General features: G+C 43.7%; 23 protein-coding genes. 8 read left to right on the top strand and 15 right to left on the bottom strand.

Features of this window, described 5'->3' with window-relative positions; translation table 11 throughout:
* Window position 1: 1 nt before the first annotated feature.
* The 8 genes from trmB to FPZ42_RS17320 all read right to left on the bottom strand — a co-directional run bounded on the left by trmB (window position 2) and on the right by FPZ42_RS17320 (window position 5490).
* Complete coding sequence (gene trmB, locus FPZ42_RS17355) at window positions 2–649, bottom strand: tRNA (guanosine(46)-N7)-methyltransferase TrmB (protein ID WP_146273128.1); 648 nt, start codon at window positions 647–649, stop codon at window positions 2–4.
* A gap of 134 nt (window positions 650–783) precedes the next feature.
* Entirely contained in the window at window positions 784–1236 is a 453-nt protein-coding gene (locus tag FPZ42_RS17350; RefSeq protein WP_146273127.1) for a hypothetical protein, read from the bottom strand.
* A 4-nt stretch (window positions 1237–1240) separates the two neighbouring features.
* The gene (locus tag FPZ42_RS17345) at window positions 1241–1594 is read right to left on the bottom strand and encodes a phage holin family protein (RefSeq protein WP_146273126.1); all 354 of its coding nucleotides are present in this window, start codon (window positions 1592–1594) and stop codon (window positions 1241–1243) included.
* 42 nt (window positions 1595–1636) lie between these two features.
* Window positions 1637–1903 (bottom strand): YtxH domain-containing protein, encoded by a 267-nt coding sequence (locus FPZ42_RS17340; protein WP_146273125.1) that lies wholly within the window; start codon window positions 1901–1903, stop codon window positions 1637–1639.
* A 68-nt stretch (window positions 1904–1971) separates the two neighbouring features.
* On the bottom strand, window positions 1972–3018 hold the full coding sequence (locus FPZ42_RS17335) for an AI-2E family transporter (RefSeq protein WP_146273124.1): 1047 nt from the start codon (window positions 3016–3018) through the stop codon (window positions 1972–1974).
* A 76-nt stretch (window positions 3019–3094) separates the two neighbouring features.
* Window positions 3095–3304, bottom strand: a complete 210-nt coding sequence (locus FPZ42_RS17330) for a histidine kinase dimerization/phospho-acceptor domain-containing protein (RefSeq protein ID WP_146273123.1) — start codon at window positions 3302–3304, stop codon at window positions 3095–3097.
* Between the two features lies 1 nt (window position 3305).
* Window positions 3306–4742: a sigma-54-dependent transcriptional regulator gene (locus FPZ42_RS17325; RefSeq protein ID WP_146273122.1), complete on the bottom strand. Its 1437-nt coding sequence runs from the start codon at window positions 4740–4742 to the stop codon at window positions 3306–3308.
* A gap of 181 nt (window positions 4743–4923) precedes the next feature.
* Window positions 4924–5490 (bottom strand): hypothetical protein, encoded by a 567-nt coding sequence (locus FPZ42_RS17320; RefSeq protein ID WP_146273121.1) that lies wholly within the window; start codon window positions 5488–5490, stop codon window positions 4924–4926.
* Between the two features lie 378 nt (window positions 5491–5868).
* Between FPZ42_RS17320 and FPZ42_RS17315 the strand changes: the two genes are divergently transcribed.
* Window positions 5869–6378 carry a hypothetical protein gene (locus tag FPZ42_RS17315; RefSeq protein WP_146273120.1) on the top strand — a complete coding sequence of 170 codons (510 nt, stop codon included), beginning with the start codon at window positions 5869–5871 and terminating at the stop codon, window positions 6376–6378.
* Between the two features lie 17 nt (window positions 6379–6395).
* Here FPZ42_RS17315 and FPZ42_RS17310 read toward each other — a convergent pair whose 3' ends face one another.
* The gene (locus tag FPZ42_RS17310; RefSeq protein WP_146273119.1) at window positions 6396–7169 is read right to left on the bottom strand and encodes an enoyl-CoA hydratase/isomerase family protein; all 774 of its coding nucleotides are present in this window, start codon (window positions 7167–7169) and stop codon (window positions 6396–6398) included.
* A gap of 14 nt (window positions 7170–7183) precedes the next feature.
* Entirely contained in the window at window positions 7184–7600 is a 417-nt protein-coding gene (locus FPZ42_RS17305) for a cobalamin B12-binding domain-containing protein (RefSeq protein WP_146273118.1), read from the bottom strand.
* A 175-nt stretch (window positions 7601–7775) separates the two neighbouring features.
* Here FPZ42_RS17305 and FPZ42_RS17300 point away from each other — a divergent pair, with 175 nt between their 5' ends.
* Window positions 7776–9434 carry a glutamine--tRNA ligase/YqeY domain fusion protein gene (locus tag FPZ42_RS17300; RefSeq protein WP_186458810.1) on the top strand — a complete coding sequence of 553 codons (1659 nt, stop codon included), beginning with the start codon at window positions 7776–7778 and terminating at the stop codon, window positions 9432–9434.
* A gap of 110 nt (window positions 9435–9544) precedes the next feature.
* On the opposite strand, the gene FPZ42_RS17295 is transcribed toward FPZ42_RS17300, so the two are convergent.
* Together FPZ42_RS17295 and FPZ42_RS17290 are read right to left on the bottom strand one after the other, a co-directional pair.
* The gene (locus FPZ42_RS17295; RefSeq protein ID WP_146273117.1) at window positions 9545–10741 is read right to left on the bottom strand and encodes a DUF1501 domain-containing protein; all 1197 of its coding nucleotides are present in this window, start codon (window positions 10739–10741) and stop codon (window positions 9545–9547) included.
* A gap of 2 nt (window positions 10742–10743) precedes the next feature.
* On the bottom strand, window positions 10744–12129 hold the full coding sequence (locus tag FPZ42_RS17290) for a DUF1800 domain-containing protein (RefSeq protein WP_146273116.1): 1386 nt from the start codon (window positions 12127–12129) through the stop codon (window positions 10744–10746).
* A gap of 130 nt (window positions 12130–12259) precedes the next feature.
* On the opposite strand from FPZ42_RS17290, the gene FPZ42_RS17285 reads away from it, so the two are divergent.
* Genes FPZ42_RS17285 through ruvC form a run of 4 tightly spaced genes read left to right on the top strand, consistent with a single transcriptional unit; the run spans window position 12260 to window position 17457 of the window.
* Window positions 12260–14248: a DUF3857 domain-containing protein gene (locus FPZ42_RS17285; RefSeq protein ID WP_146273115.1), complete on the top strand. Its 1989-nt coding sequence runs from the start codon at window positions 12260–12262 to the stop codon at window positions 14246–14248.
* A gap of 5 nt (window positions 14249–14253) precedes the next feature.
* Window positions 14254–16191 (top strand): DUF3857 domain-containing transglutaminase family protein, encoded by a 1938-nt coding sequence (locus tag FPZ42_RS17280; protein WP_146273114.1) that lies wholly within the window; start codon window positions 14254–14256, stop codon window positions 16189–16191.
* Window positions 16192–16201: 10 nt separating this feature from the next.
* Window positions 16202–16846, top strand: a complete 645-nt coding sequence (gene aat / locus FPZ42_RS17275) for a leucyl/phenylalanyl-tRNA--protein transferase (RefSeq protein ID WP_146273113.1) — start codon at window positions 16202–16204, stop codon at window positions 16844–16846.
* Between the two features lie 11 nt (window positions 16847–16857).
* On the top strand, window positions 16858–17457 hold the full coding sequence (gene ruvC, locus FPZ42_RS17270; RefSeq protein ID WP_146273229.1) for a crossover junction endodeoxyribonuclease RuvC: 600 nt from the start codon (window positions 16858–16860) through the stop codon (window positions 17455–17457).
* On the opposite strand, the gene FPZ42_RS17265 is transcribed toward ruvC, so the two are convergent.
* The gene (locus tag FPZ42_RS17265; protein WP_186458809.1) at window positions 17458–17982 is read right to left on the bottom strand and encodes a 5' nucleotidase, NT5C type; all 525 of its coding nucleotides are present in this window, start codon (window positions 17980–17982) and stop codon (window positions 17458–17460) included. It abuts the gene before it with no gap.
* 151 nt (window positions 17983–18133) lie between these two features.
* On the opposite strand from FPZ42_RS17265, the gene FPZ42_RS17260 reads away from it, so the two are divergent.
* Together FPZ42_RS17260 and FPZ42_RS17255 are read left to right on the top strand one after the other, a co-directional pair.
* On the top strand, window positions 18134–20614 hold the full coding sequence (locus FPZ42_RS17260) for a TonB-dependent receptor (protein ID WP_146273111.1): 2481 nt from the start codon (window positions 18134–18136) through the stop codon (window positions 20612–20614).
* Between the two features lie 2 nt (window positions 20615–20616).
* Window positions 20617–21798, top strand: a complete 1182-nt coding sequence (locus FPZ42_RS17255; RefSeq protein ID WP_146273110.1) for a PepSY-associated TM helix domain-containing protein — start codon at window positions 20617–20619, stop codon at window positions 21796–21798.
* A 148-nt stretch (window positions 21799–21946) separates the two neighbouring features.
* Here FPZ42_RS17255 and FPZ42_RS17250 read toward each other — a convergent pair whose 3' ends face one another.
* Complete coding sequence (locus FPZ42_RS17250; RefSeq protein ID WP_146273109.1) at window positions 21947–22414, bottom strand: FKBP-type peptidyl-prolyl cis-trans isomerase; 468 nt, start codon at window positions 22412–22414, stop codon at window positions 21947–21949.
* Between the two features lie 20 nt (window positions 22415–22434).
* Window positions 22435–24189 carry an aspartate--tRNA ligase gene (aspS, locus tag FPZ42_RS17245; protein ID WP_146273108.1) on the bottom strand — a complete coding sequence of 585 codons (1755 nt, stop codon included), beginning with the start codon at window positions 24187–24189 and terminating at the stop codon, window positions 22435–22437.
* Window positions 24190–24269 lie beyond the last annotated feature (80 nt).

The following is a 24269-nucleotide window of genomic DNA, read 5'->3' as shown; positions in this document are numbered from 1 at the left end:
GTTAAAAAGAGAATTTAACGTAGTTGATATTCTTATTGCTTGCCAGGTATTTCTTCTCGTAGTAGGTTTTTATAGAAAGCACTTCATCAGCATATGGAGAATGATAAAGGTCTTCTGTTCTCGCCGCAATATTCAGTCCCAATTCCAGTATCTTTTCTACCGTGTAAGCGTGCAAGCCGTCGTTGTCTGTTTTAAGGTTAACAAAGCCGCCGGGTTTCAACAATTCCTTATATTTTTCCAGGAAACGGGGAAATGTTAAGCGCTTTTTTTCTCTGCTTAGCTGGGGCTGCGGATCGGGGAAGGTGATCCATATTTCATCCACTTCTCCAGGAGCAAAATAATCTAAAAGGTTTTCTATTTGTATGCGCAGAAAGCCCACGTTGGGCACACCGTCTTCAATGGCTGTTTTAGCACCGCGCCAAATTCGGTTGCCTTTATAGTCAATACCAATAAAATTTTTCTGTGGGAACATTTGGGCAAGGTTAACCGTGTATTCTCCTTTGCCACAGGCCAGCTCAAGTACTACCGGGTTTTCATTCTTAAAGAAATCAATGGCCCACTTACCTTTGTAAGGTTGCCCGGCCTCCAGTTGTACCACGTTATCAAACGTTTCAATTTCAGCAAAACGCCTTAATTTGTCTTTTCCCATCAGGCTGCAAAAATAATGAAATTTGGGAGAAAGAAGGACGAAGCCATACTTACACAAGTTCCTTAAAAAGCTAAAGGGATAAACGCATGGCGCTTATCCCTTTCACGGTTGTGTTTCGCAACAGGACCGGTATCTTACACCTGCGGAAGTATTGGTTGCGGTTTGATCACCTCAACTTTAACTTTTACAGGTTTTTCTTTCTTTTTAAACAGGTTATTAAAAATGCCCTTTGCTTTATCCCAAACACTTGTTACCGACTCCTCATTGATATAACCCGAAGCTTTTTGTGATAAAATGCCTACTATGGTTTTAACAATGAAGTTTGATTTGCGGAACAAGGTTTTGTTAAGCGTTAATGGCAACAGGAACCTTGATATAAGCCCCAGGAAATCCTGCTTAAAAAAACCTGCGCTTTTTACCCCATCAATAGTTGATGATGTGCCCGGAAATAATGATAGCACGGTTGAAAATATTGCTCCCGGGCCGGAGAAGCGCGCTTTTAAAGCTCCGCTTTGTATTACTTCCAGGTTTTTTAAGCGCGCTATTTCGCTTTTTAATTCTTGTATGTCTCTGATAGGTGTTTCCATGCGCTTACTTAAATAGCTTCCTAACCATAATGTTAATAAGCGGACGCTCGAATGTGCGCTTGGCCGCCATAATTATAAATGCCAGCAAGGCATAAAACGCAGTTACACAACCAAAGCCTTGCCAGTATGAATGCAACAGGTCGCTAACCCACAATGCAAGTGTAAAGCTCAGGAAAAGGAAAGCGAGCAACCAAAGTATGATGATCACAATATCAGTAATAATGTCAGCAACTATTGAAGTGCTGCGCTCGATCACCTCGTATTTGATCAGTTTAAAACGGGTTTCGGCATACTCCTTTAACTGGTCAATTATAGGGCGTACCGGCTCGTGTTGTTCTTTTTCTTTAGCTTGTTCCATGGTTTTTGTTTAGCTCCTGGTGGTATTGGCCACAGGGGTTAATTATGCGTGTTCCAGATCGTCCTGGTACTCTTCTTCAGCACCCTTTACTTTGTTCATTATATTTTCTACAACCTTGTCTTTCATGCCAACAAGTTTGTCAATTTCTGCAGCGGCGGTCTCCTTGATAGAATCGCCAAGGTTAGCCAATGATTCAGATAGTTTATCGCGGGTTTCAGAACCTCTGTCAGGGGCAAATAAAATCCCTAATGCTGCGCCTGCGGCTAATCCGGCAAGCAGGGCAACTGCCACTTTTGCGTTATCGTTCATAATTGTATAAATTTTTAAGTTGAGTATTTGTTTTATTAATTATTAAATAAGTGTCTTTTGGCAGCCACTTAAGGCGCATCAGGCCCAACGCGTATGCGCTCTAATCTGTCTGCGGCCATCCTGTTGGTTTCATATATCTCTAACAATAATAGGAAATATGATAACAATACCGGGCCAAAAACTAACCCAAGTATACCAAATAAAGGCAAACCTATAAACACCCCAATAACGGTTATGATAGGGTGCGTATTACCTATGCGGCGGTTAATGATAAGGCGTAGCACGTTATCCACATTACCGATGAAAAGGATGCCATATAGCAGCAAGGCCACGCCCTGCCACTTATCGCCATTGGCATACAGGATGATAGATGCGGGGATACATAATGTAGGCGCACCCACAACAGGGAGAAACGAAATAAACGCACCGATTATACCCCAGAAAATAGGATCAGGTATTTTGGCAAGCCAGAAACCGTTAGCGAGCAGCGCGCCCTGTACAATGGCTATAATGCCCTGGCCTAACACATTTGAGTAGGTGGAATTACGCAGTTCTGTAGCAAACTTTAAAGCATGCTGCTCACGAAAGGGTGCATATTTTAACAAGCCAATTTCAAACTCGCGCATTTGCACAAACATAAAATATAACAGAAAGTACATCACCAACAAAGTAAGTACAATGCTGGCAGCACTGCTTAACAACGAGGGGAAAAGGTCGGCAGCGTATGCTCCAAGCTTTTGCAGTGTATTTTCTGCAAAGTGCGGTTGGCCCAGGTTGGTCGCCGTAAATGCGTCTATCTTTTGTGTCCACTTATCAATTGGTATTGTTTCCCTGTTAATGCTGGATATTTTGCCGATAACCATGATACTGATGAACAGGAACGGTATCACGATAACCAGTAAGGATAATACAATGATAATGGTTGCTGCCAGCGCGCGGTTAAACCTGCGCCGCTCAACCATCCATAAATAGAAAGGCCTGAAAATGGTGAATAGTACAATGGCCCCAAGTATCGAGCTGAAAAGTTCGGTTAATGCGTATAGCAAGAAACAGCCAAGCACAATTATGCTTACCAGTATAATATTGTTACGCTGCTTATAATTGAAAATGGACATGGCCCGTTACACCGTAAAGTTTAGTGTTTGCTATAAAACAAAAAAGCGCCGAAAAGTTTAGCGCTTTGTGTTAATATTATTTGTGATCGGCCAATAGCTTGTCGATCCTTTTGGCAGACTCTGCAATGCTGCTTAAATAAAGGGCAAGGTCCTCATTGGTTTGGTCGCACTCAAACTCAAGCCCGGCTAACGCCAATTGTATGTTGGATAGCTGGTTACGTATATCGTGCCTTAGCTTTAAAAAATCGCCGTCGCCCTGTAGGCTTTGTTGCTCCTCTGTCGCCATTCTATTTCAGATTAATGGCTTTCATCTTATTATATAGCGTTTTGCGATCAATATTCAATATCTCGGCAGCTTTAGTTTTATTGAAATTAACTTCGCGTAATACTCTTAAAATAGTTTCATGCTCGGCCCCAAGAGCGGCATTTTTAAGATCGTGCTTTGGTTCTTTTGCATCGCTACCGGCTGAAATAGCTGATGCTGAAGACGACGACATTGCCGGTTCGAAACCTGATACCCTGTAGTTGGATATCTCTAAAGGCAACACTTTCATGGTAATCTCATTACCCTCTGTAAGCAAAGTTGCCCGCCTCACTACGTTCTTTAACTCACGGATGTTACCTTGCCAGCGATAGTTCATAAAACAATCAATCACATCAGGCGAGAAGCTGCTCACGTTTCGGTCAAGCTCCTGGTTGGCCACTTTTAAGAAATGTTCCGCCAGCATCATAATATCGTTGCCACGCTCCCGCAACGGCGGCATGTAAATGCTGAACTCGTTAAAGCGGTGATAAAGGTCCTCGCGGAAACGGCCTTTATTTATGCCTTCCTGCAGGTTTTCATTGGTAGCTATAATGATACGTACATCGAGGTCTATCTCTTTGGTGCTGCCTATGCGTTTTACTTTGCGTTCCTGTACGGTTCGTAATAAAGCAGCCTGTATCTCGTAAGAAAGATTACCTACCTCATCCAAAAAAAGCGTACCGCCATTAGCCATTTCAAAATGGCCTATTTTGGTATACAACGCGCCTGTGAAAGATCCCTTTTCATGACCAAAAAATTCACTTGCAGCCAGTTCTTTTGTTAGTGATCCGCAGTCCATAGCCACAAAGGGTTGGTTGGCCCGCTGGCTGTTCATGTGTATACTTTTAGCAACCGATTCTTTACCGGTGCCGCTTTCGCCCAGGATGATAACGCTGTAATTTGTTGGAGAAACCAGCTCAATTTGCCTGTAAAGCTCTTTTGAAGCTTTGCTGGTACCCACCACAAATTCGCCGGTTAAGATCTGCTTTTTGATCTCTTTTGAACTGGTGACTTTAGCAGGTGTGCTATAATCATTTGCCGCAATTTCCTGTAAGGCGTATTGGGTTTCAATGGCCTTGGTGATAGTGTTTAAAATCTCATCCGGATAAAGTGGCTTGGTGATATAATCATACGCCCCCATCTTTATCAGTTCAACCGCCATTTTAATATCAGAATAGCCTGTTATAATAATTACGCCGGTTTTGGGGTAAAGTGACTTGATGCTTTTCAGCATTTCGCGGCCATCGGTATCTTCCAGCCTGAAATCACAAAGAACAAGGTCATACTCTTCCTTCTTAAGGCATTCCATCCCTGCGCTGCCGTTGGCTGCAGTGCTCACTTCGAAGCCATTGCGGGTTAAAAACTTTGAAAGCAACAACCCTACGTTCACTTCATCGTCAATGATGAGAATTTTCTTCATACAGTACTATCTGGGGGCGGTAAATGTAGTTTGCATGCTTATGCCGCAAACAATCGCTAAATTATCAGAAATATTGTTATTTGCTTAATTATAGACAAAATTTGCCGCTAAATAAAAAAGGGAGACTGTTAAAGTCTCCCTTTTTTATTCAATTGTTGTTTTTTGTAGGTTTTTATCTTGCTTAGAAGCCGTAAGCTAAACGTAAGCCTAAGAATTTAACTTTGCTATCAAAGTTGCTTACGTAGTTGCTGGTTGATTCATAACGGATACCCGCATCAATAAAGTTACCACTTGCACTAACCGGGAATTGAACACCGATTTGCGGAGCCCATACAAATGCAGTTGATTTGTCATTGTAGAAATCTTTGTTCAACAAGAAAGCTGCACCTGCTTCACCCTGGATGTAGAAGTTTTGTACCGGGAAGAATTTAAGACCTGCTTTAACCGGGATCAACTGAACGTTAGGAACATCAACGCCTGCAATTGTTTTGCCAAAGAAGTTGTTGAAGCCTGCGTTAACAGTGACAAATAATTGTTGAGCTACAGGGATATCAGCCTGTACCGAACCGCCAAGGTTCCATTTGTGACTGTCTTTGAAATTGCCAATAGGTACGCCTGTTTCAACGCCGATGCTGTAACGAACGCCATTATTTGTAGTAGTAGTTGTTGTTGTAGTTTGTGCTTTGGCAGAGTATGATAAACCTGCAAATGCTAAAACTAATGCTGCGATTTTTAATGTACTTTTCATGGTCATATTTAATTTAAATGTGTGCTGTTTTTCATTAGCACGAGGCAAAGTAAAGCACCAAATAGCATTCGAATTTTCATCCTATTGTCACGAATATTCAATCGATTGATTAACAATAAATTAATTTTGACCATTGGGTATAAATAGTCAAACGAGTGTCAGAAATCGGTGAAAATAAGATGAAAAACAGCGATTTATAAGTTTTGAGGTTTAAAATTGGAAGGTGATATCGCCTATTTTTAATAACATTTCCTTAACATTAAGATGTTAGCATCAATTTAAAATAGATGTTGAGTGCTTGCTAATTATTAGTAAATTTAAACATGCAGATAGTTTACACGCTTATCCATCTTTTTTAGTGATCTCCTGATAAGGGGAATGTGCGTAACTATCATATCGGTAATATTAGCCGGAAAGCTGTTTAATACTGACAACAGGAAGGCTTTAGAGATCATCAGATGGGTAATTGTAAGTTACGCAGTACTGAATATTTGCGAGATAGCGATTGGGCATTTCAGCTCTGCCGAGATAATCAGCTTTTCTGAGCAGGCGAACGACCATTATTGGTGGGCCTTTTATATCAAACTCTTCTCAAGCACTATACTTCCGCTGCTCCTGATCAATAAAAACCAGGGACGCAATAAATATGTACTGCTATCCATATCGCTTTTAATAAACTTGAGCTGGTTTTTTGAACTTACTGCATTATATGCTAATGGATTTTATGGCGGTAGAAATGACGCAGTGCTCGCTACTTATTTAGGGTATCTTGTTTTAAAGGGACTGTTAGTTGGCGGCATTATATATGCAACGGGCAATGCCTTAACGTCCGTTCAACAAAGGGTCAGCTCTGGCCTAAACAGGATCAGCTTTCAAAAGCGCGCTTAGATCAATCGCGCTGGGTATTAAAAATTTGGCTGGCGTTTTTCCATAAAAGCTGATACGCCTTCAATAAAATCCGGCGTACCAAAGCACTTTCCAAATTCTTCTATTTCGGTACTATAACCCTTACCAGGATCAACCAGCCCGGCGTTAACGGCTCTTATAGCCGCTGCCACAGCCATCGGCGAACGGGTAAGAATTTTGTTTATTATTTCTTCTGCCTTTGGTATAAGATCGTCTGCAAAAACAACATGGTTTACCAGGCCCAATTGTAACGCTTCGGCAGCGCTTATCATATCTGCGGTCATAATCATTTCTAAAGCCTTGCCGCGGCCAACCAATTGCGTAAGTCGCTGTGTGCCTCCATAGCCTGGTATTAAACCTAACGTAACTTCTGGCAAGCCCATTTTTGCGTTCTCAGAAGCTATGCGGATATGGCAGGCCATAGCCAATTCTAAGCCGCCGCCAAGTGCAAAGCCATTTACTGCTGCTATCACCGGCTTATTACCATTTGCTATTATATCAAATACAGTGCTTTGGCCGCGTTGTGCTATTTCCTTGCCTCCCTCATAACCCAAACCATCAAACTCAACAATGTCTGCACCGGCCACAAAAGCCTTGGTACCTTTACCGGTTAGTATTATTCCGCCTACGGCCGGGTCCTTAAAAGCCGCAGTAAATGCGTCATGCAGCTCGGCAAGTGTAAAGCGGTTTAGGGCATTTAGCTTTTTCTCCCTGTCAATAGTAATATATTGTAAGCGACCAATCGTCTCAACTTTGATATGCTCAAATTCCATGGTGATGTTTATTCTTAAAAATTACGATGAGTATGCACCCATTCGGTAATATATTTTACGATGTCATGCGTGCTGGTACCAGGCGGAAAAAGTTCCCCTGCACCCATTTTTTTCAATTCGGCCATATCGTCGGCCGGGATAATACCGCCGCCTGTAAGTAAAACGTCGTCCATTTGCTTTTCTTTCATCAGCGCCAGCACTTTTGGGAAAACCGTCATGTGCGCGCCGGATAATATGCTGATGCCAATGGCGTCAACGTCCTCCTGCAAGGCCGTGTTCACTACCATTTCTGCTGTTTGGCGCAGCCCGGTGTAGATAACCTCCATGCCGGCATCCCGTAGTGATGTGGCGATAATGCGAGCGCCGCGGTCATGCCCGTCAAGGCCTACTTTGGCAACTAAAACACGTATAGGGCGATCAAACTGGCTCATGGCGACGATTTGGTTTTGGTAAATGTAGGAAATTTTCTGTACGGCTTAATTGCGAGGATTGAAGCATAGTACCACTTATCCATCGCTTATAAGATTCTTCGCTATAGCTCAGGATGACAGTGTTAAGTAAAATAATGTGAAGTTTTGCGTACTTTTGCACCCTGTTACATACATCATGAGCGAAGAAAGATCACTTAATTTTATAGAGGAAATTGTTGAAGAGGATATTGCTGCCGGCAAGCACGGCGGACGTGTTTTAACGCGTTTTCCGCCGGAGCCTAATGGTTACTTGCATATCGGTCACGCAAAGTCCATTTGCCTTAACTTTGGGTTGGCGCAAAAATACAATGGGCAAACAAACCTCAGGTTTGATGATACCAACCCTGTAAAAGAGGATGTTGAGTATGTTGACAGTATAAAGGAGGACGTTAAGTGGCTGGGCTTTGAGTGGGCCAATGAGCTTTACGCTTCTGATTACTTTGACAAACTTTATGAGTTTGCCGTTACACTGATCAAAAAAGGCCTGGCTTATGTTGATGACAGCACAGCCGAAGAAATAGCTGCACAAAAAGGTACGCCAACCGAACCCGGCAAAGGCAACGAATACCGAAACCGCAGTGTGGAAGAAAACCTTGCTTTATTTGCCGACATGAAAGCCGGTAAATTCCCTGACGGCGCAAAAGTGCTGCGTGCCAAAGGTGATCTTGCCTCACCCAACATGCATCTGCGCGACCCTTTGATGTACCGCATTAAACATGCCCATCACCACCGCACCGGCGACAAATGGTGTATTTACCCGATGTATGATTTTGCCCATGGCCAAAGCGATGCGATTGAAGAGATCACTCATAGTATCTGTACACTGGAGTTTGTGCCGCACCGCCCGTTGTACGAGTGGTTTATAGAGCAATTGGAATTATTCCCGAGCAAACAGTACGAATTTGCCCGCCTTAATCTCAATTACACAGTAATGAGCAAGCGCAAGCTGCTGCAATTAGTTACCGATGGTTTTGTTGATGGCTGGGACGACCCGCGTATGCCAACCATAAGCGGCCTTCGCCGCCGTGGTTATACACCTGCCAGTATCCGCGAGTTTTGTGAACGTATTGGTGTTGCCAAACGCGAGAACATGATAGATGTGGGTTTGCTGGAGTTCTGCATCCGCGAAGACCTTAACAAAACAGCATGGCGCCGCATGGCAGTGCTTGACCCTGTCAAGCTGATAATTGATAATTACCCGGAAGGCCAGACAGAAACCCTGCACGGAGAGAACAACCCCGAGGTTGAAGGTGGCGAAGGTGGACGCGATATACCGTTTAGCGGTGAGCTGTGGATAGAGCGTGAGGACTTTATGGAGAACCCGCCTAAGAAGTATTTCCGCCTGGGTATTGGTACCATGGTGCGTCTTAAACATGCTTATATTGTAAAAGGCGAAAGCGTGGTTAAAGATGCTGATGGTAATATAACCGAGATACACTGTACCTATATCCCCGAATCAAAAAGCGGAAATGACACCAGCGGCATCAACGTAAAAGGAACTATCCACTGGATAAGTACTGAACATGCCAAAGAAGCTGAAGTACGTATGTATGACCGCCTGTTCCAGGTAGAAGACCCAAGCAACGAAGATGGAGATTTTAAAGATTACATCAACCCGAATAGCTTGCAGGTGATAGAAAAAGCCTTTATAGAGCCTGATCTGTTAAATGCCGTTGAAGGCAAGCCCGTACAGTTTATCCGAAAAGGATATTTCACCGTTGACAAAACATCGACCCCGGAAAAATTAGTGTTTAACCGCACGGTAACGCTAAAAGATGGATGGGTGAAGAAATAATTAATCCTGATCTATAAGAAAGCCCCGATTGTCATCAATCGGGGCTTTCTTTTTAACCTCCATGTCATTTCGAACGAGCGAGAGCGGTGAGAAATGACATGGAGGTAGTTCTATACAAAATCCAATCCTCTGAAGCTCGTGCCTAACACGCTCTTGTTATTAACGTTAAGCCATTTATCAAGAAGTGTGGCATATACATCCCTAAAATCCACTTCGTATTTCAAGTCGCCATTGTCTAATTGGCCCAGGTCTGGTGCATTATTATAAATACCTTGTTTTTTGAGTCTACCGCCAAACAGCATCACGTTGTTGGCTGTACCATGGTCGGTGCCGTCGCTGGCGTTTTGCTCAACACGGCGGCCAAATTCAGAAAAGGTTGTCACCAGGGTATCATCCAACTTGCCCGTTTGTTTCAGGTCTTTCACAAACGCCGCAACTGCATCGCCATAGATCCTTAGCTGGCGGCCTTGTTGGTTCAATTGCGTGGTATGCGTATCAAAACCACTAAGCGATACATAATAAACCCGGGTTTTTAAGCCGGAGTTGATAAACTTAGCAACGTTTTTAAGCTGGTTGGCAAACCCTGTTTGTGGGTATTGCGCAACGGTTTTATATGTTTTTGAAGTTTGTTGTATATAATCTGCCGATGAGTAGGTCTCTATCATTGTTTTATAGAGATACCCAAGGTTGTCCTCATTCAAATGCTGGTCGTGTTCGCTAACCAGTTCTTTAAAGAAAGGTTCGCGGGTATTGTTATAAAGTTTGCCGGGATTTTGCACGGCAATGCCTTTCATCTTATTGCCTTTCATAGCTAATGAAAGGGTATCGTCAACTTCCACGGCTGTATAAGGGTCTTTATTCACGGTGCAATTAGCATCCAGGTAACGGCCTATCCAACCGGTAGTTAAAAACTGGTCTGATGCGCTGGCGGTTTGCCAGATATCCATAGAACGGAAGTGCGATCTATCCGGGTTAGGATAGCCTACCGAATTAATAATGCTCATCCAGCCTTGGTCGTAAAGTTCTTTTAAAGCCGACAGGTTGGGGTTAAGCGCCTGCATATCATTCAGTTTCACCAGGTCAGTTGGTTTTATGGCAATGGTATTGCGTTTTTGGTAATAAATATCGTTGCCATAAGGCACAATGGTGTTAAGCCCATCGTTACCGCCTGAAAGCTGTATGATAACGAGGTTTTTGAAACCACTTAGCTCATTGGAAGCCATCGCCTCAAATGGTTTTAAAAATGATGGTATAAGAAAGGCACCGGATGCCAGCGCACTGTTCTTTAAAAAATCCCTTCTTTTCATAATTAACACAATTGATATTCAGGAGTAGAAACCAGTTCCACAACCATTGACCGGATGTTTGACGATTGAGCAATAACCGCTTTTATGCTGTTATCAATAGGCGCAGCTAATATCACCGATGCTACCTGGTCTTTGGTAGTGCCTTTAGGTATGTCATTTAAAAACTTATTCCAATCAGGCGTTGTTTGTGCAGGCGTTTGGGTTTGCTGTTTACGGTTGGGCATGGTTGCCAATAGCGCCTCATCTTCCGGGTCGGCCTTACCGTGGAAATCGATGATCCCATTATTTAAAACCGTTGATGGTATTTTCAGTCTCGTCATTAATGATGAACTGTCTATCCAGCTTTTACCTCCGGGCCATCCCGCCACGTTTGGCGGATAAAACAATACCTGCCCAAGTGCACGCTGAAACTGCATCATTACATCGGGGTTGTTGTAGTTGATGTAAAACTGCCGGTTTAAGCCAACAATCAGGTCTATCGGTGATTTGATCAAATTGCCGGTATTTACAGGTGCATAAAACCAATCGGTAGCAAAAACAAACTTTAAAAGCGGCGTTATCTCGTAGTTGCTTTTATAAAAAACATCAGCCATTGCGCTCACGTGCCTGCTATCCGGAACATCATTAACCAAGTAACGATACAACTTTGTGCAGATGAACGAGGCTGTTTTTTTATTTTGCAGCAGCATGTTAATGATGTCCTCGCCTTTAAAGGCGCCGGTTTGGCCCATAAAGGTTTTTGTGCCCTCGTCATGCTGCTGCTCGCGGGTAACAAATTCGCCTTTGTTATTAAAACCCCAGCCGGTGAAAGACCGTGCCGATTCTTTGATATCCTGCTCGCTGTAGTTACCCCGGCCAATGGTAAAAAGCTCCATTAACTCGCGGGCAAAGTTCTCATTGGGGTGCCCCTTTTTATTTTGCTGATTATTTAAAAACTGCAGCATGGCCGGAGATTGCGATACCTCCATCAGCAATGTTTTAAAGTTGCCTAAGGCATTGCTGCGTTGAATGTTATTAAGTTGTTGGGCGTAGTAGGGGTTTTGAGATCTGCATGCAAAGTGATTATGCCAAAACAAGGTCATCTTCTCGCGCAGCTGTGCCGGCGTGGTGCTCATTTGATTGAGCCAGGCAATGTTAAGGTCTTTTTCCTGCTCGCGTTGTTGCTTCATAAACATCTTACGGGTTAACGTATCTGTTTTATCTGCACTGGCCATTTTAAAGCTCAAATTTTCAGTTATCAGCATAAGCGGTTGTGCGGTAGCTGATGACTTGAACAACTGCTCAGTGGCGTGCTTTAAAGATGTTTTTTGAAAGGTTGCCAGATCATCAACATTTAGCCCGAAACCAGCCCTGGCATATAGATGCTTTATTTTACCTAAGTCGCTCATGGTATTTGCGCTAAGTTGTTAAACGTGAGGTTTGACAAACCCTGTGTAACTAAGTTTAATACCGGTAAAAATATTTGCTTGCAATTCTCGGTATTGTATTATCTTAGTGTTGCTTTTAACCTTAATTACAATGAACAAAACTATTGCAGCAATAGCGTTTTGTATTGCTCCCTTTTTATCCCTCGCGCAGAGCGCAGAAACCAACTCAAATTATGTAGCCGCCCAGCCTTTTGGCAAAGTAGAAGTAGCTGATCTTGAACTAAAATCATGTGATTTTGAGAAAGATGCCAACGCCGAAGTGCTTTTTGATATAGGCAGCGCAGGTTATGACCCTAACATGGACCTGTCTTTAGACAGGCATAAACGCATCAAGATCTTTAATATCAACGGTAAGGACAATGCAAACATTCGCATTGAATTTTACAGCGGTAACCGCCTTGAGTACATCAACGGTTTGCAGGCGCAAACCATTAACCTTGTTGATGGCAAACCTGAAATTACAAAGCTTGATAAGAAACTGATCTACACTGAACAGATCGATAAGAACAGATCTGCCCTGGTATTCAGCATGCCGAATGTAAAGGCTGGCTCTATCATCGAGTATAAATATTCGTTGAGAAGCAATTCACTTAATAACTTCCCAGATTGGTATTTCCAAAGCAAATTACCAACCCGTTACAGCGAGTTCAAGACTTATGTGCCCGATTTTATGACCTTTCAGATAAACGCACATGTAGAGCAGCCTTTGGTAAAATACAGTGCCAAATCAGAAGGGCGCAGCTATGGCACGGGCACTAATCTCATATCTTACAGCCTTGAAACAACTTACAGGGCACTTGCTAACGTGCCGTCATTACCCGATGAAGCTTACATGACAGCCTCCGCCGATAACCTTCAAAAAATTGCGCATCAATTAACCGCAGTAAGGCCTTTAGGTACCTACTCGCCGTCATATTCAGATAGTTGGGCTAAGGTGGGCGGTATACTTGCGGATGATGAGGATTTTGGCAGCCAGTTAAAACGCAAACTGGCAAATGAAGAAGTATTGATCACGAAAGCTAAAAGCTTAAAAACTGACGATCAAAAAATTCAATACCTTTTTAACGAGGTTAGGAACAGTATGAAATGGAACGGTGTTGACAGGTGGTATACCAACGATGGTACTGTTAAGGCCTGGGAAAAGAAAGCCGGTAATTCTGCCGAAATAAACATCATATTATACCATTTACTTAAAAAGGCTGATGTTAAAGCCTTCCCGATGGTAGTTAGCACACGCGAGCATGGCAAGGTTGTGCCGTATTTTACATTCTTATACCAGTTTAACCGTGCAGTGGTTTATGTGCCGATGGGCGAAGGCAAGAGCTATATACTGGATGCTACCGGTAAATACAACCAATATAATGAAACACCTTATGACCTTTTAAACTCGAGCGGCTTATACATAGACAAGGAAAATGAAAAGTATGATATAGTGATGCTGCAGAGAGATGATGCCGTTAGGCAGGTGGTGATGTTGAAAGGTGAGGTAACAAACGATGGTAAATTAGACGGTAATGCACAAATAAGCAGCTTTAGCTACAATAGGGTAAATGCGCTTAACAGATATAAGGACGATGGTGAGAAAAAATATACAGATTATCTTAGGGATAATAACAATGCCCTAAACATCAGTTCGCTTAAATTAGAGAATACCGAAGTTGATAGCTTACCGCTTGTCCAGAACGTTAATTTCAAATTAGACCTTACCGGATCTGATGAGAACTATATCTATTTTGTGCCTAACATGTTCAGCGCCTTAAAGGCTAATCCGTTCCTGAGCGAGAACAGGCGTACCGATATTGACTTTGGTTACAAGAAAAGCTACACCATTATTGGCTCTTACAAGCTACCGGCAAATTATAAATTGGATGCGTTGCCTAAGAACGTAACGTTGAAAATGCCAGATGAAAGCATCCTATTCAGGCGTGTAGCATCTGCCGAGAACGGTATGCTGATGATACGTTACCAGATAGACCAAAAAGCCATCAGCTATGGCAGGGACATCTATCCGATGGTACACGAGTTCTATAAGAAAATGTATGAGATGCTTAACGAGCAGATCGTGCTTAAGAAATCATAATTGACATGAAATTCCAGTTACTTAAGGCGGCACTTTGTGCCGCTGCTTTTTTGCTATTCGGCAGTTTAGAAGTTAGCGCTCAAAAAAATAAAAATCTTAAAGAGTACCTGCAGGCATCAACCATACCCGATTCTTTAAAGGAGGGTGCTAATGCTGTTGTACGCTACGCATCAGATGAGTTGGTTGTAAAACGTAAAGACAAACTTGTTATAAAACATCACAGTATCGTTACTATCCTCAATGAAAAGGCCGACGATGCTGCAAGGCTGGTTTTGTTCTACGATAAGAAATTCAACAGCGTTAATGATGCCGAGATGATCATTTACAATGCCGATGGCGTGCAGTTAAAAAAGTATAAAAAAGGCGATATGTATGATAGGGCAGCAGTAGATGGTATTTCTATAGTAACTGATGACCGTATGCTGGTTGCGGGCCATAGCATTGCAAGTTATCCCGCAACGGTTGAGATAAATTATGAGGTTACCCGTAACAGCTATTTCGATCTGAGTGAATGGAGTTATCTGTCGCCTGAGCGGGCCGTGCAGTATGCCGAGTATAGCGTACAAACCGACCCGGCAAACGGGTTCAGGTACAAAAATTACAATACCTCTATAGCCCCGGTGAAAACATCACAGGATGGCCTGGATAAATACACCTGGACGGTAAAATCGCTTAAAGCAATAAAGCCCGAGGACGACGCGGTTGACTGGCAGGTTTTCCCGAGTATATCCTTTGCAAATAATTATTTCTCATTTGATGGTATTCCCGGTGATTTCACAACCTGGAAAAGCTACGGTAACTGGCAGTTAGGCTTAAATACAGATGTGAATAGCTTGCCGCCCCAACGTGTGGAAGAAATAAAAGCGATGACGGCCAATTTAAAAACTGATAAAGAGAAAGCCAGGTTCTTATATAAATACCTGCAGGATAACATGCGTTACGTAAGTATCCAATTAGGTATAGGTGGTTTAAAGCCCTTCCCGGCAACTTTTGTAGATCAGAAAAAGTATGGCGATTGTAAAGCGTTATCCAATTACATGCACGCCTTACTAAAGGCAGTTGACATTCCATCTTATTATGCAATGGTTAGAGCCGGAGACAATGAACGCCCGGCTGATAAAGCTTTCCCGAGCGACCCTTTCAATCACGTTATTTTGTGTGTGCCATTTAAGGGTGATACCACCTGGCTGGAGTGTACCAGCAGCACCAGGCCATTCGGTAAACTTGGTCCGTTTACGGAGAACCGAAATGCGTTGTTGGTAACAGCCGACGGCGGCGTTTTGGTAAATACCCCTAAAAGTTCAATGCTTGACAACCAGTTTAACACCGAAGTTCATATCACGTTTGAAGCTGAAGGTGGTGCCAAAGCAAAAATGAAGGCAATAACTACCGGTGCATACCGGGATGATTTTATCAGCATGGCATCTTTAAAAAGCGATGAACAAAAGGAAACGCTTATAAGAATGTTAAACATGAAGCAGCCCAATGTGCTGGAGATAAGCCCGGTAACGGATAATGACGGGGTTAAAGAATTAAGCCTTGAGCTGGAGTTTGACAAGTTTTGCGACATAGCCGCCGGCAATAAAATGTTTTACAGGCCACGCCTGTTTGATCTGTGGAAATTGACTGTGCCGCCTTTAGAAAAGCGTAAAAATGATTTCTACTTTTCTGTACCCCTGCAAAAAGCATGTGTTACCACAATTGATCTGCCGCAGGGCTACGAGGTAGAGACTTTGCCGGTTAACCAGGCATTTAAGTTTACTTACGGTAGCTATGACGTGAATTATAAATATGACGCCGCTAAAAACCAGGTGTTAAGTACAGCCACTTTTAACCTGAATAATCACGTGATACCGGCAGCAAAATACACCGAGATGCAGCAGTACATGGATAATATAGCCAAAGCTCAAAATAAAAAGCTGGTGATACGCAAGAAGGCATAAATTTGCCCTGATGATATTCAGGCTTGATGAGCGTTTAATATTCCCGGACCCAGCCCTGGCCGAAGAGGATGGACTGCTTGCCGTTGGCGGCGATCTTTCGGCCGGGCGCTTAATGCTTGCTTACGAGAATGGGATATTTCCCTGGTATAGCGCGGATGAGCCGATTTTGTGGTATTCACCTCATGAGCGTTTTGTGCTTTTTCCAGATGAATTGGTTGTTTCCAAATCTATGCGTAAGGTAATAAGGGATGGCGTGTTTTTGGTAACCTTGAATAAAGCTTTCGGGAGCGTGATCGATAGTTGCTCATCTATTACACGCGAGGGACAAGACGGTACCTGGATCACAAACGAAATGAAGACTGCATATGCAGAACTGCACCGCCTCGGTTTTGCTCATTCTGTTGAAGTTTGGAAAGACAACGAATTAGTGGGTGGATTATACGGTGTAGAGACCGGTAATGTGTTTTGCGGCGAAAGTATGTTCAGCAAAGTAAGTAACGCATCTAAAACTGCATTGATATGGCTTTGCCAGAACACCAATTTTGCTTTAATAGATTGCCAGGTATATACCGAACATCTTGAAAGCCTGGGCGCGCGGATGATGCCACGCCAGGAATACGTGGATATACTGCATAATAACCGCATTAAAACGTAGCTTTGTTACTGATGGAGCAGGTGAATGTTAAAGAGCGTATCATATTGGGAATTGACCCCGGTACCGCTGTTATGGGTTACGGATTAGTGCTTGAGAAAGGGAACAAAATTGAACTGCTCAGCCTCGGTGTTGTAAAACTGGGCAAGCTTGATGACCATATGCTTAAGCTACAGCGCATCTTTGAAAAAACCGTTGCTTTAATAGATAACTACAAACCTGATTGCCTGGCCATTGAGGCGCCGTTCTATGGTAAAAACATACAGGTGATGCTTAAACTTGGGCGCGCGCAAGGTATTTGCATGGCAGCTGCCTTATCCCGAAACCTGGATATAACAGAATACTCGCCGCGCAAGATAAAGCAGTCTATTACTGGTAATGGCAGCGCCACCAAAGAGCAAGTTGCCGCCATGCTGCAAACGCTATTAAACTTCACAGAGACGCCTGATTTTTTAGACGCTACGGACGGGCTTGCTGTTGCCGTTTGCCATTCGTTCCAAAAAATTAGCACCAAGGCACCTAAGGGTGCGGCCAAAAGCAAAAAGGCGTACTCAGGCTGGGAAACCTTTATAAAAGATAATGCCGGGAGGGTGGTTAAAGGTGCAGCTAAGTAATTAAAGCAGCATTTCCTTTACTTCCTGCCAGTTATTAACTTTTACATCCCAGCGTACATCGTGGTTATGCGCTGCTTTGAACAGGATGCCTTGCCCAATAAAACCGTTGAAGTTTCGCACATTATCATCTATCATGTAGTCGGCATTGATAATGCTCTTATCACCGCAGAACACAATGTTCTTCCAGGTAACATAGGGAAAGTGCTCACCCAACCAGGCCAGTTTCGGCAACAACGAGTTTGGAAACTCCATAGCTGCTGTAGTAAAATAGATCTCGTATTTTTTGTACAATTCGGCAATTACCGCTTTTGCATCTTTGATAACCGGCAGGTCCTTAAAAAAGTCGTCATGAAAAACAAACTCGCGGATGCAGCTGCTGTGCTCGGGCTTGATCAAATCCTGTACACTGGCCGAGTATAATTGCTCAGGTGTGAATTCGATGCCGTAGTCGCGGGCATACCATTCGCCAAAGCGTGCCTGTGCGTCGGCAACCACATCATCCATATCAATAGCTATTCTTTTCATAGTGTTAAAATTACACATTTAAGATGCTGTTGCAAAGCTTCTTTCTTTATAATCATTCTAAATAATTTGGATGCTAAGCATCTCACGGTTATATTTGCCTCGTTATTTAAAATTAGTCTTAATAAACTATTCGTATCGCAGAGCTTTTATAATGAAGAAACCTATACTATCAATCTCCAGATCAGCGTTATTCGCATTTCTATTATTCCTTACACCGGTTGTTGTGTTTGCACAAAGCAAAGGCACCATACAAGGTAAGGTGTTAACCAATGGTGGTAAACCCGCAGAAAACGTTTCCATCGGTTTGGAAGGTACAGGTTACGGTACAACAACTGCAGATAACGGCACATTTTCTTTTAGAGCACCGGCTGGTTCTTATACCATCATTATTTCTTATGTAGGCGTTGAGCGGGTAGAAGTACCGGTTACAGTTACTGCTGGGCAGGTAACAAACGTGCAGGATATAACTGTTCGTGCAAGCCAGTCGCAGCTTACCGAGGTTAACGTAATTGCTAACAGGGCAAACCGCTTCACCAGGAAGATAAGTACAGATGTAGCAAAGATCCCACTGAACAACCTGGAGAATTCTCAAAGTTACAGCGTGGTAACTACCGAGCTTTTAAAGGAGCAGAATGTGTTCAACGTAGAAGATGCATTGAGGAACGCGCCCGGCATACAAAAAATGTGGGATGCTACCAACCGCGCAGGTGATGGCGGTGGTTATTTTACCTTGCGTGGTTTTGTTACCCAAACCCGTTTAAGAAACGGCATTGCAGGTTTGGTTACCAGCGGCATTGATGCAGTTAACATCGACAAGATAGAGGTTATCAAGGGCCCATCGGCTACGTTGTTTGGCAGCACCTTAACTTCATTTGGTGGTTTGGTTAACCGGGTTACCAAAAAGCCTTACGAAACCTTTGGTTTAGAAATTGGCCACACCGTAGGTAGTTATGACCTCAGCCGCACCACTATCGACTTGAACACGCCGCTTGGCACAAACGTAGCCTTCCGTTTAAACTCCGCTTATAATTACGAGGGCAGTTTCCAGAATTATGGTAAAAATCGCTCATTTGCCCTGGCGCCAAGCCTGGCTATAAAAGCGAACGATAAATTATCTTTTTTATTAGAGTCCGAGATCTTTATTGGCCGTAATTCTGCTAAGCCATTCTTCTTTTTTTATGATACCCCAAAAACATTGGGCGTAAGCAAGGTTAGCGACCTTAATATCAACTACAAGAACGCTTACGTTAACGATGATATCAAAGCGTTTAGCCGCAGTGCCAACTATTTTGCCACCATGAACTACAAGTTCTCGGACAAGCTAAGATCACAAACCGTTTTTTCGGCAACAAACAGCTACTCTAACGGCCCAAGCCCATATTTTTATCTGGTGAGTGATTCAACCGCGATTAAGATTGCGCGCAAACCAGGCGTGGCCGATCTTCCTGATAGCCCGGGTGAGGCAAATTATATCTACAACAACGACCAATCTACCTACCATAGCAAATTCAGCGCTATTGAAATACAGGAGAATATCAACGGCGATTTTAATATCGGCAGTACCCGCCACCGCTTTGTGGTTGGATTAGACTTTCAGCACCAAAACTCTAACCAGATTTACTACGGGGGCTCATACGGTATAGCACCCATCAACGATCCCAAATACGATTACGGATCATTCAATAAAATCTTGACTGATGCCAATCTTTATAATCCGGCTGCAGCATTCCCGTACATCTACAAAACCAATACTTACAGTGCCTACGCTTCAGATGTAGTTAACATCACTGATAAATTAATAGCCTCAGTTGGTTTACGTGTTGACCGTTATGAGAACAAAGGCAGCTACAACGTTGACGGTACGCCACAAGATTCGGCACCGGCATTTGGTCAAACTGCGTTCTCTCCAAAATTCGGCTTGGTGTACCAGCCAATAAAGGAGGCTTTATCATTCTTTGCCAATTACCAAAATGGTTTTCAAAACCCGGGTGTATACAGGGATGCGCAATCGCAACCGGTTGTTGCGAAAGTTCAAAATGCCAATCAAATAGAGGGTGGTGTTAAAATGGCGTTATTTAACGGCAAGTTGAACGGTACCTTAAGCTACTATCGTATCAATCTTACCAACGTGTTGCGTACTGTGCAAGGATCGGGTGGTGGTTTACCAATCCAGGTACAGGATGGTACCCAAAGCAGCAAAGGTTTTGAGGCTGAGATCATAGCCAACCCGATAAGCTCAGTTAATATCATCGCCGGTTTTGCCTACAACGATTCAAAATTTACACTGGCAGATGCTGATGTGCAAGGCCTTCGCCCTAACACCGCCGGCTCGCCTTACCTTGCTAACTTTTATGCAAGCTACCGTTTGCCATCAACTGTGTTGAAAGGCTTAGGTGCTGGTTTCGGTGGTAATTACGCCAGTGCAAACAAGATCATCAACAGCGTAAGCCAGGGCACTTTTGAATTACCGGCATACACCATACTAAACGCCAACTTATTTTACGAGCAGCCAAAATACCGTTTCGGTTTCAGCGTGAACAATTTGGCTAACAAGGAATACTACACCGGTTACACCACCATCAACCCGCAAAGGTTGCGTCAGTTAGTGTTGAGTGCATCATATAAATTTTAGGTATGTCGGCATTTAAAAAAGCTTTACTTTTTTGCCATCGCTGGCTCGGGTTTATATCCGGGCTTGTGGTGTTTATTGTAAGTATAACAGGCTGTATCTTTTGTTTCCAGGATGAGATACAGGATGCGATGCATAGCTACCGCACGGTTGAAAACACAGGTAAGCCCTACGTTGAGCCATCGCAGCTAATAAGTGAAGTAAAGAAAGCTTACCCTAAAGCGAGTCCTGATTATATTTATTACTACGGTGTAGAAAGGCCTGCAGGTGTATTGGCAAACAAAGGTGCAGAGGGCTACGAATACGTATACCTGAACCCCTATACAGGAAAGATCATTCATCACGAAACGCCGCAAACTAACTTTTTCATCATTGTTGAATATATACACCTTTACCTGCTGCTGCCGCCTGCAATTGGCAAATGGGTAGTAGGGGTTGCTGTGATCATCTTTATGGTAATCATGATAACCGGGCTTATCTTGTGGTGGCCCAAGCGCAAAAGCGACCGAAAGCGCAGCTTTACCATTAAATGGGGAGGCCGCTGGCGCAGGGTAAATTACGACCTGCACAATGTTCTGGGGTTTTATGCAACTTCTATTGCCTTGATACTAAGCATAAGCGGGCTGGCGATTGCTTTTGAACCAGTAAGCAGGGCCATCTACAATACTGCAAACATAGGCCGCGGCATTAAATACCAGGATGAAGTGAGCGAACCAAAATCAGATTCGCTTAAAAGATCGGGTGTGGCAGCAAAGCCCGTTGTTGATGTGGCTTTTGCTTACGCAAGGCAGCAATCACCCAAGGCACAAATGTTTTTGATCCACAATGATCCTACACTTTCTGGCGCTATCGGTGTTGGCGCTTACCCAAAATCGCTGCATTATGCCAATGCCAGTGGATATGAGTTTGATAAGTATAATGGCAAGCTTTTAAAAACCTACGCGCTGGAGAAAAAGAGCCCCGGCCTAAGGCTTAACGAGATGAACTACGATATACATGTTGGCCAGATAGGCGGCGTTACCACCAAGATAATAGCATTTATAGCGAGTTTGATCTGTGCAAGTTTACCGGTAACCGGGTTTATCATTTGGCTGGGTAAACGTAAAAAATCTGGTGCAAAAAACAACAAGGTACGCAAGGCCGTGCATCACAAAACGCATAAAAGAGCGCTGCAGGCAGGGGTGTAGCCCCCTCTAAATCTCCCCCGAAAGGGGAGACTTTAAAACAAAAGATATTCTTAAGCTCCTCTCCCTCGGAGAGGGGTTGGGGAGAGGCTCAAAGAAAAGCCGGTAATTGTTCAATTACCGGCTTTTCTTTTTATCTCGGAAAGTTATATTATCTAACGGTCAGCAGATCAATGGTGAATGTTAAAACCGAGTTTGCCGGAATGCCGGCCCCCGGAGAGCTGTTGCCATAAGCCAATGCCGAAGGCACGATCAGGAAAACGCGGCCACCGGCCTTAACATGGGTTAAGCCATATTGCCAACCTTTAATAACGTTACTTAAAGGGAATGTGGTGCCGGTACCAGCATCAAATTGGCTGCCGTTAAGTAATTTGCCCACGTAATTCACGCTTACGGTACTGCTTGCAGTAGGTGTAGCGCCCGTACCTTCAGTTAATACCTGGTAATAAACACCGTTAGCATCTTTGGTAACGTTTATGCTTGGGTTGGCTTTAATGTACGCTTGGATATCCGCCTCATCTTTGGCAGCCTGAACGGCAGGGTCAAAATTGTCTTTATCTTTTGAACAAGATGCAAATACAGCTAAAAATAAGCTTAATATCAGTAAGTGTTTTTTCATGTTATTATTAACGTAATAATTTACTCAGGTGATACAGTAGACTTAATTTTTAATTCGGTCATCTGCGCATCAGCAATGGTTGATGGTGAATCGATCATGATGTCACGGCCCGAGTTATTCTTAGGGAACGCAATAACATCGCGGATAGAATCCAGCCCGGCGAAAATAGAAGCCAGCCTGTCAAACCCGAAAGCGATACCACCATGCGGCGGGGCACCGTACTCGAAGGCATCCATCAGGAAGCCGAATTGCTTTTGGGCTTCTTCCTTAGAGAAACCAAGGTGTTTGAACATTAGCGATTGCAGCTCACGATCATGGATACGAATAGAGCCACCACCGATCTCGGTACCGTTAATCACCAAGTCATAAGCGTTGGCGCGTACTTCGCCCGGCTTAGTGTCCAACAGGGCGATATCCTCAGGTTTTGGTGAGGTGAATGGGTGGTGCATAGCGTGATAACGCTCACTTTCTTCGTCCCACTCTAAAAGCGGGAAATCGACCACCCATAGCGGCGAAAACTTATTTTTATCGCGTAAGCCTAAACGGCCGCCCATCTCCAGGCGAAGCTCGTTCAATTGTTTACGTACTTTATCAGTTTGGCCGGCAAGTATCAATATTAAGTCGCCTTTTTCGGTCTCGAAAGCGGCAGACCATTTAGCTAACTCTTCTTCGTTAAAGAATTTATCTACCGATGATTTGATGGTGCCATCATCGTTATGACGGGCATAGATCAAACCTGTAGCGCCGATTTGCGGGCGTTTAACAAAGTCGGTCAGTTCATCCAATTGTTTGCGGGTATATGCAGCGCAGCCTTTGGCGTTAATACCCACAACCAGTTCGGCATTATCAAAAACACCAAAACCTTTGCCTTTTGCAATGTCATTCAGTTCAACAAATTGCATCCCAAACCGGGTATCAGGTTTATCTGATCCATACAAACGCGCCGCATCAGCATATTGCATACGCGGGAACTCATCCAGTTCAACACCTTTTACCGTGCTGAACAGGTGGCGGGTTAAGCCTTCAAATATATTCAGGATATCTTCCTGCGTAACAAAAGATAACTCACAGTCTATCTGGGTAAACTCCGGCTGGCGATCGGCACGTAAGTCCTCGTCCCTAAAACATTTCACGATCTGGAAATAACGGTCAAAACCGCTCACCATTAGCAATTGCTTAAAGGTTTGCGGCGATTGTGGCAGAGCGTAAAACTCGCCCGGGTTCATGCGGCTTGGCACCACAAAGTCGCGGGCACCTTCAGGCGTAGATTTGATCAGTACCGGGGTTTCCACCTCGATAAAATCAAGATCTGAAAGGTACTTGCGTACTTCCTGCGCCATTTTGCTGCGCAGCACCAGGTTGTTGCGGATAGGGTTACGGCGTAGATCAAGGTAACGGTATTTGGCACGCAGTTCCTCGCCGCCATCGGTTTCATCCTCAATCAGGAACGGTGGGATTTTAGCCGCATTCAATACTTCAAGCTCGGTAACAGCTATTTCAATTTCACCGGTAGGTATTTTAAGGTTCTTGTTAGAACGCTCTAAAACCTTACCTGTAACTTTTATCACAAACTCGCGGCCTAAATTGCGGCTTGCTTCACGCAGTTTCTCGTCGGTTTCGGTATTGAAAACCAACTGAGTTAAACCATAACGGTCGCGAACGTCAATAAACGTGGTACCGCCCAGGTCGCGTGATTTTTGCACCCATCCGCAAAGCGTAACGGTTTCACCTAAATTGGCAATATGTAATTGTCCGCAAGTGTGTGTTCTTAGCATAGCTTAAAATTCTGAATCCCGCAAAAGTACTGTTTTGAGCCGAAAGGCAAAACAAATAAAGAGAAGACTACATGTTAAAC

Source organism: Mucilaginibacter achroorhodeus (assembly GCF_007846095.1).
GTDB classification, from domain to species: domain Bacteria; phylum Bacteroidota; class Bacteroidia; order Sphingobacteriales; family Sphingobacteriaceae; genus Mucilaginibacter; species Mucilaginibacter achroorhodeus.
The sequence above is the reverse complement of the archived record's forward strand: the minus strand, read 5'-3'. Positions and strand labels throughout refer to the sequence as shown.

What these genes read in the sequence shown, in the direction of transcription:
- FPZ42_RS17350 (WP_146273127.1), bottom strand. Translation starts at nt 1,236, where the DNA reads ATGGAAACACCTATCAGAGACATACAAGAATTAAAAAGCGAAATAGCG.
- FPZ42_RS17310 (WP_146273119.1), bottom strand. Translation starts at nt 7,169, where the DNA reads ATGGAATTTGAGCATATCAAAGTTGAGACGATTGGTCGCTTACAATAT.
- aat (WP_146273113.1), top strand. Translation starts at nt 16,202, where the DNA reads ATGATATTCAGGCTTGATGAGCGTTTAATATTCCCGGACCCAGCCCTG.
- FPZ42_RS17285 (WP_146273115.1), top strand. Translation starts at nt 12,260, where the DNA reads ATGAACAAAACTATTGCAGCAATAGCGTTTTGTATTGCTCCCTTTTTA.
- FPZ42_RS17280 (WP_146273114.1), top strand. Translation starts at nt 14,254, where the DNA reads ATGAAATTCCAGTTACTTAAGGCGGCACTTTGTGCCGCTGCTTTTTTG.
- FPZ42_RS17340 (WP_146273125.1), bottom strand. Translation starts at nt 1,903, where the DNA reads ATGAACGATAACGCAAAAGTGGCAGTTGCCCTGCTTGCCGGATTAGCC.
- FPZ42_RS17325 (WP_146273122.1), bottom strand. Translation starts at nt 4,742, where the DNA reads ATGAAGAAAATTCTCATCATTGACGATGAAGTGAACGTAGGGTTGTTG.
- FPZ42_RS17265 (WP_186458809.1), bottom strand. Translation starts at nt 17,982, where the DNA reads ATGAAAAGAATAGCTATTGATATGGATGATGTGGTTGCCGACGCACAG.
- FPZ42_RS17300 (WP_186458810.1), top strand. Translation starts at nt 7,776, where the DNA reads ATGAGCGAAGAAAGATCACTTAATTTTATAGAGGAAATTGTTGAAGAG.
- ruvC (WP_146273229.1), top strand. Translation starts at nt 16,858, where the DNA reads ATGGAGCAGGTGAATGTTAAAGAGCGTATCATATTGGGAATTGACCCC.
- FPZ42_RS17250 (WP_146273109.1), bottom strand. Translation starts at nt 22,414, where the DNA reads ATGAAAAAACACTTACTGATATTAAGCTTATTTTTAGCTGTATTTGCA.
- trmB (WP_146273128.1), bottom strand. Translation starts at nt 649, where the DNA reads ATGGGAAAAGACAAATTAAGGCGTTTTGCTGAAATTGAAACGTTTGAT.
- FPZ42_RS17290 (WP_146273116.1), bottom strand. Translation starts at nt 12,129, where the DNA reads ATGAGCGACTTAGGTAAAATAAAGCATCTATATGCCAGGGCTGGTTTC.
- FPZ42_RS17305 (WP_146273118.1), bottom strand. Translation starts at nt 7,600, where the DNA reads ATGAGCCAGTTTGATCGCCCTATACGTGTTTTAGTTGCCAAAGTAGGC.
- FPZ42_RS17260 (WP_146273111.1), top strand. Translation starts at nt 18,134, where the DNA reads ATGAAGAAACCTATACTATCAATCTCCAGATCAGCGTTATTCGCATTT.
- FPZ42_RS17315 (WP_146273120.1), top strand. Translation starts at nt 5,869, where the DNA reads ATGTGCGTAACTATCATATCGGTAATATTAGCCGGAAAGCTGTTTAAT.
- FPZ42_RS17330 (WP_146273123.1), bottom strand. Translation starts at nt 3,304, where the DNA reads ATGGCGACAGAGGAGCAACAAAGCCTACAGGGCGACGGCGATTTTTTA.
- FPZ42_RS17295 (WP_146273117.1), bottom strand. Translation starts at nt 10,741, where the DNA reads ATGAAAAGAAGGGATTTTTTAAAGAACAGTGCGCTGGCATCCGGTGCC.
- aspS (WP_146273108.1), bottom strand. Translation starts at nt 24,189, where the DNA reads ATGCTAAGAACACACACTTGCGGACAATTACATATTGCCAATTTAGGT.
- FPZ42_RS17255 (WP_146273110.1), top strand. Translation starts at nt 20,617, where the DNA reads ATGTCGGCATTTAAAAAAGCTTTACTTTTTTGCCATCGCTGGCTCGGG.
- FPZ42_RS17345 (WP_146273126.1), bottom strand. Translation starts at nt 1,594, where the DNA reads ATGGAACAAGCTAAAGAAAAAGAACAACACGAGCCGGTACGCCCTATA.
- FPZ42_RS17320 (WP_146273121.1), bottom strand. Translation starts at nt 5,490, where the DNA reads ATGAAAAGTACATTAAAAATCGCAGCATTAGTTTTAGCATTTGCAGGT.
- FPZ42_RS17335 (WP_146273124.1), bottom strand. Translation starts at nt 3,018, where the DNA reads ATGTCCATTTTCAATTATAAGCAGCGTAACAATATTATACTGGTAAGC.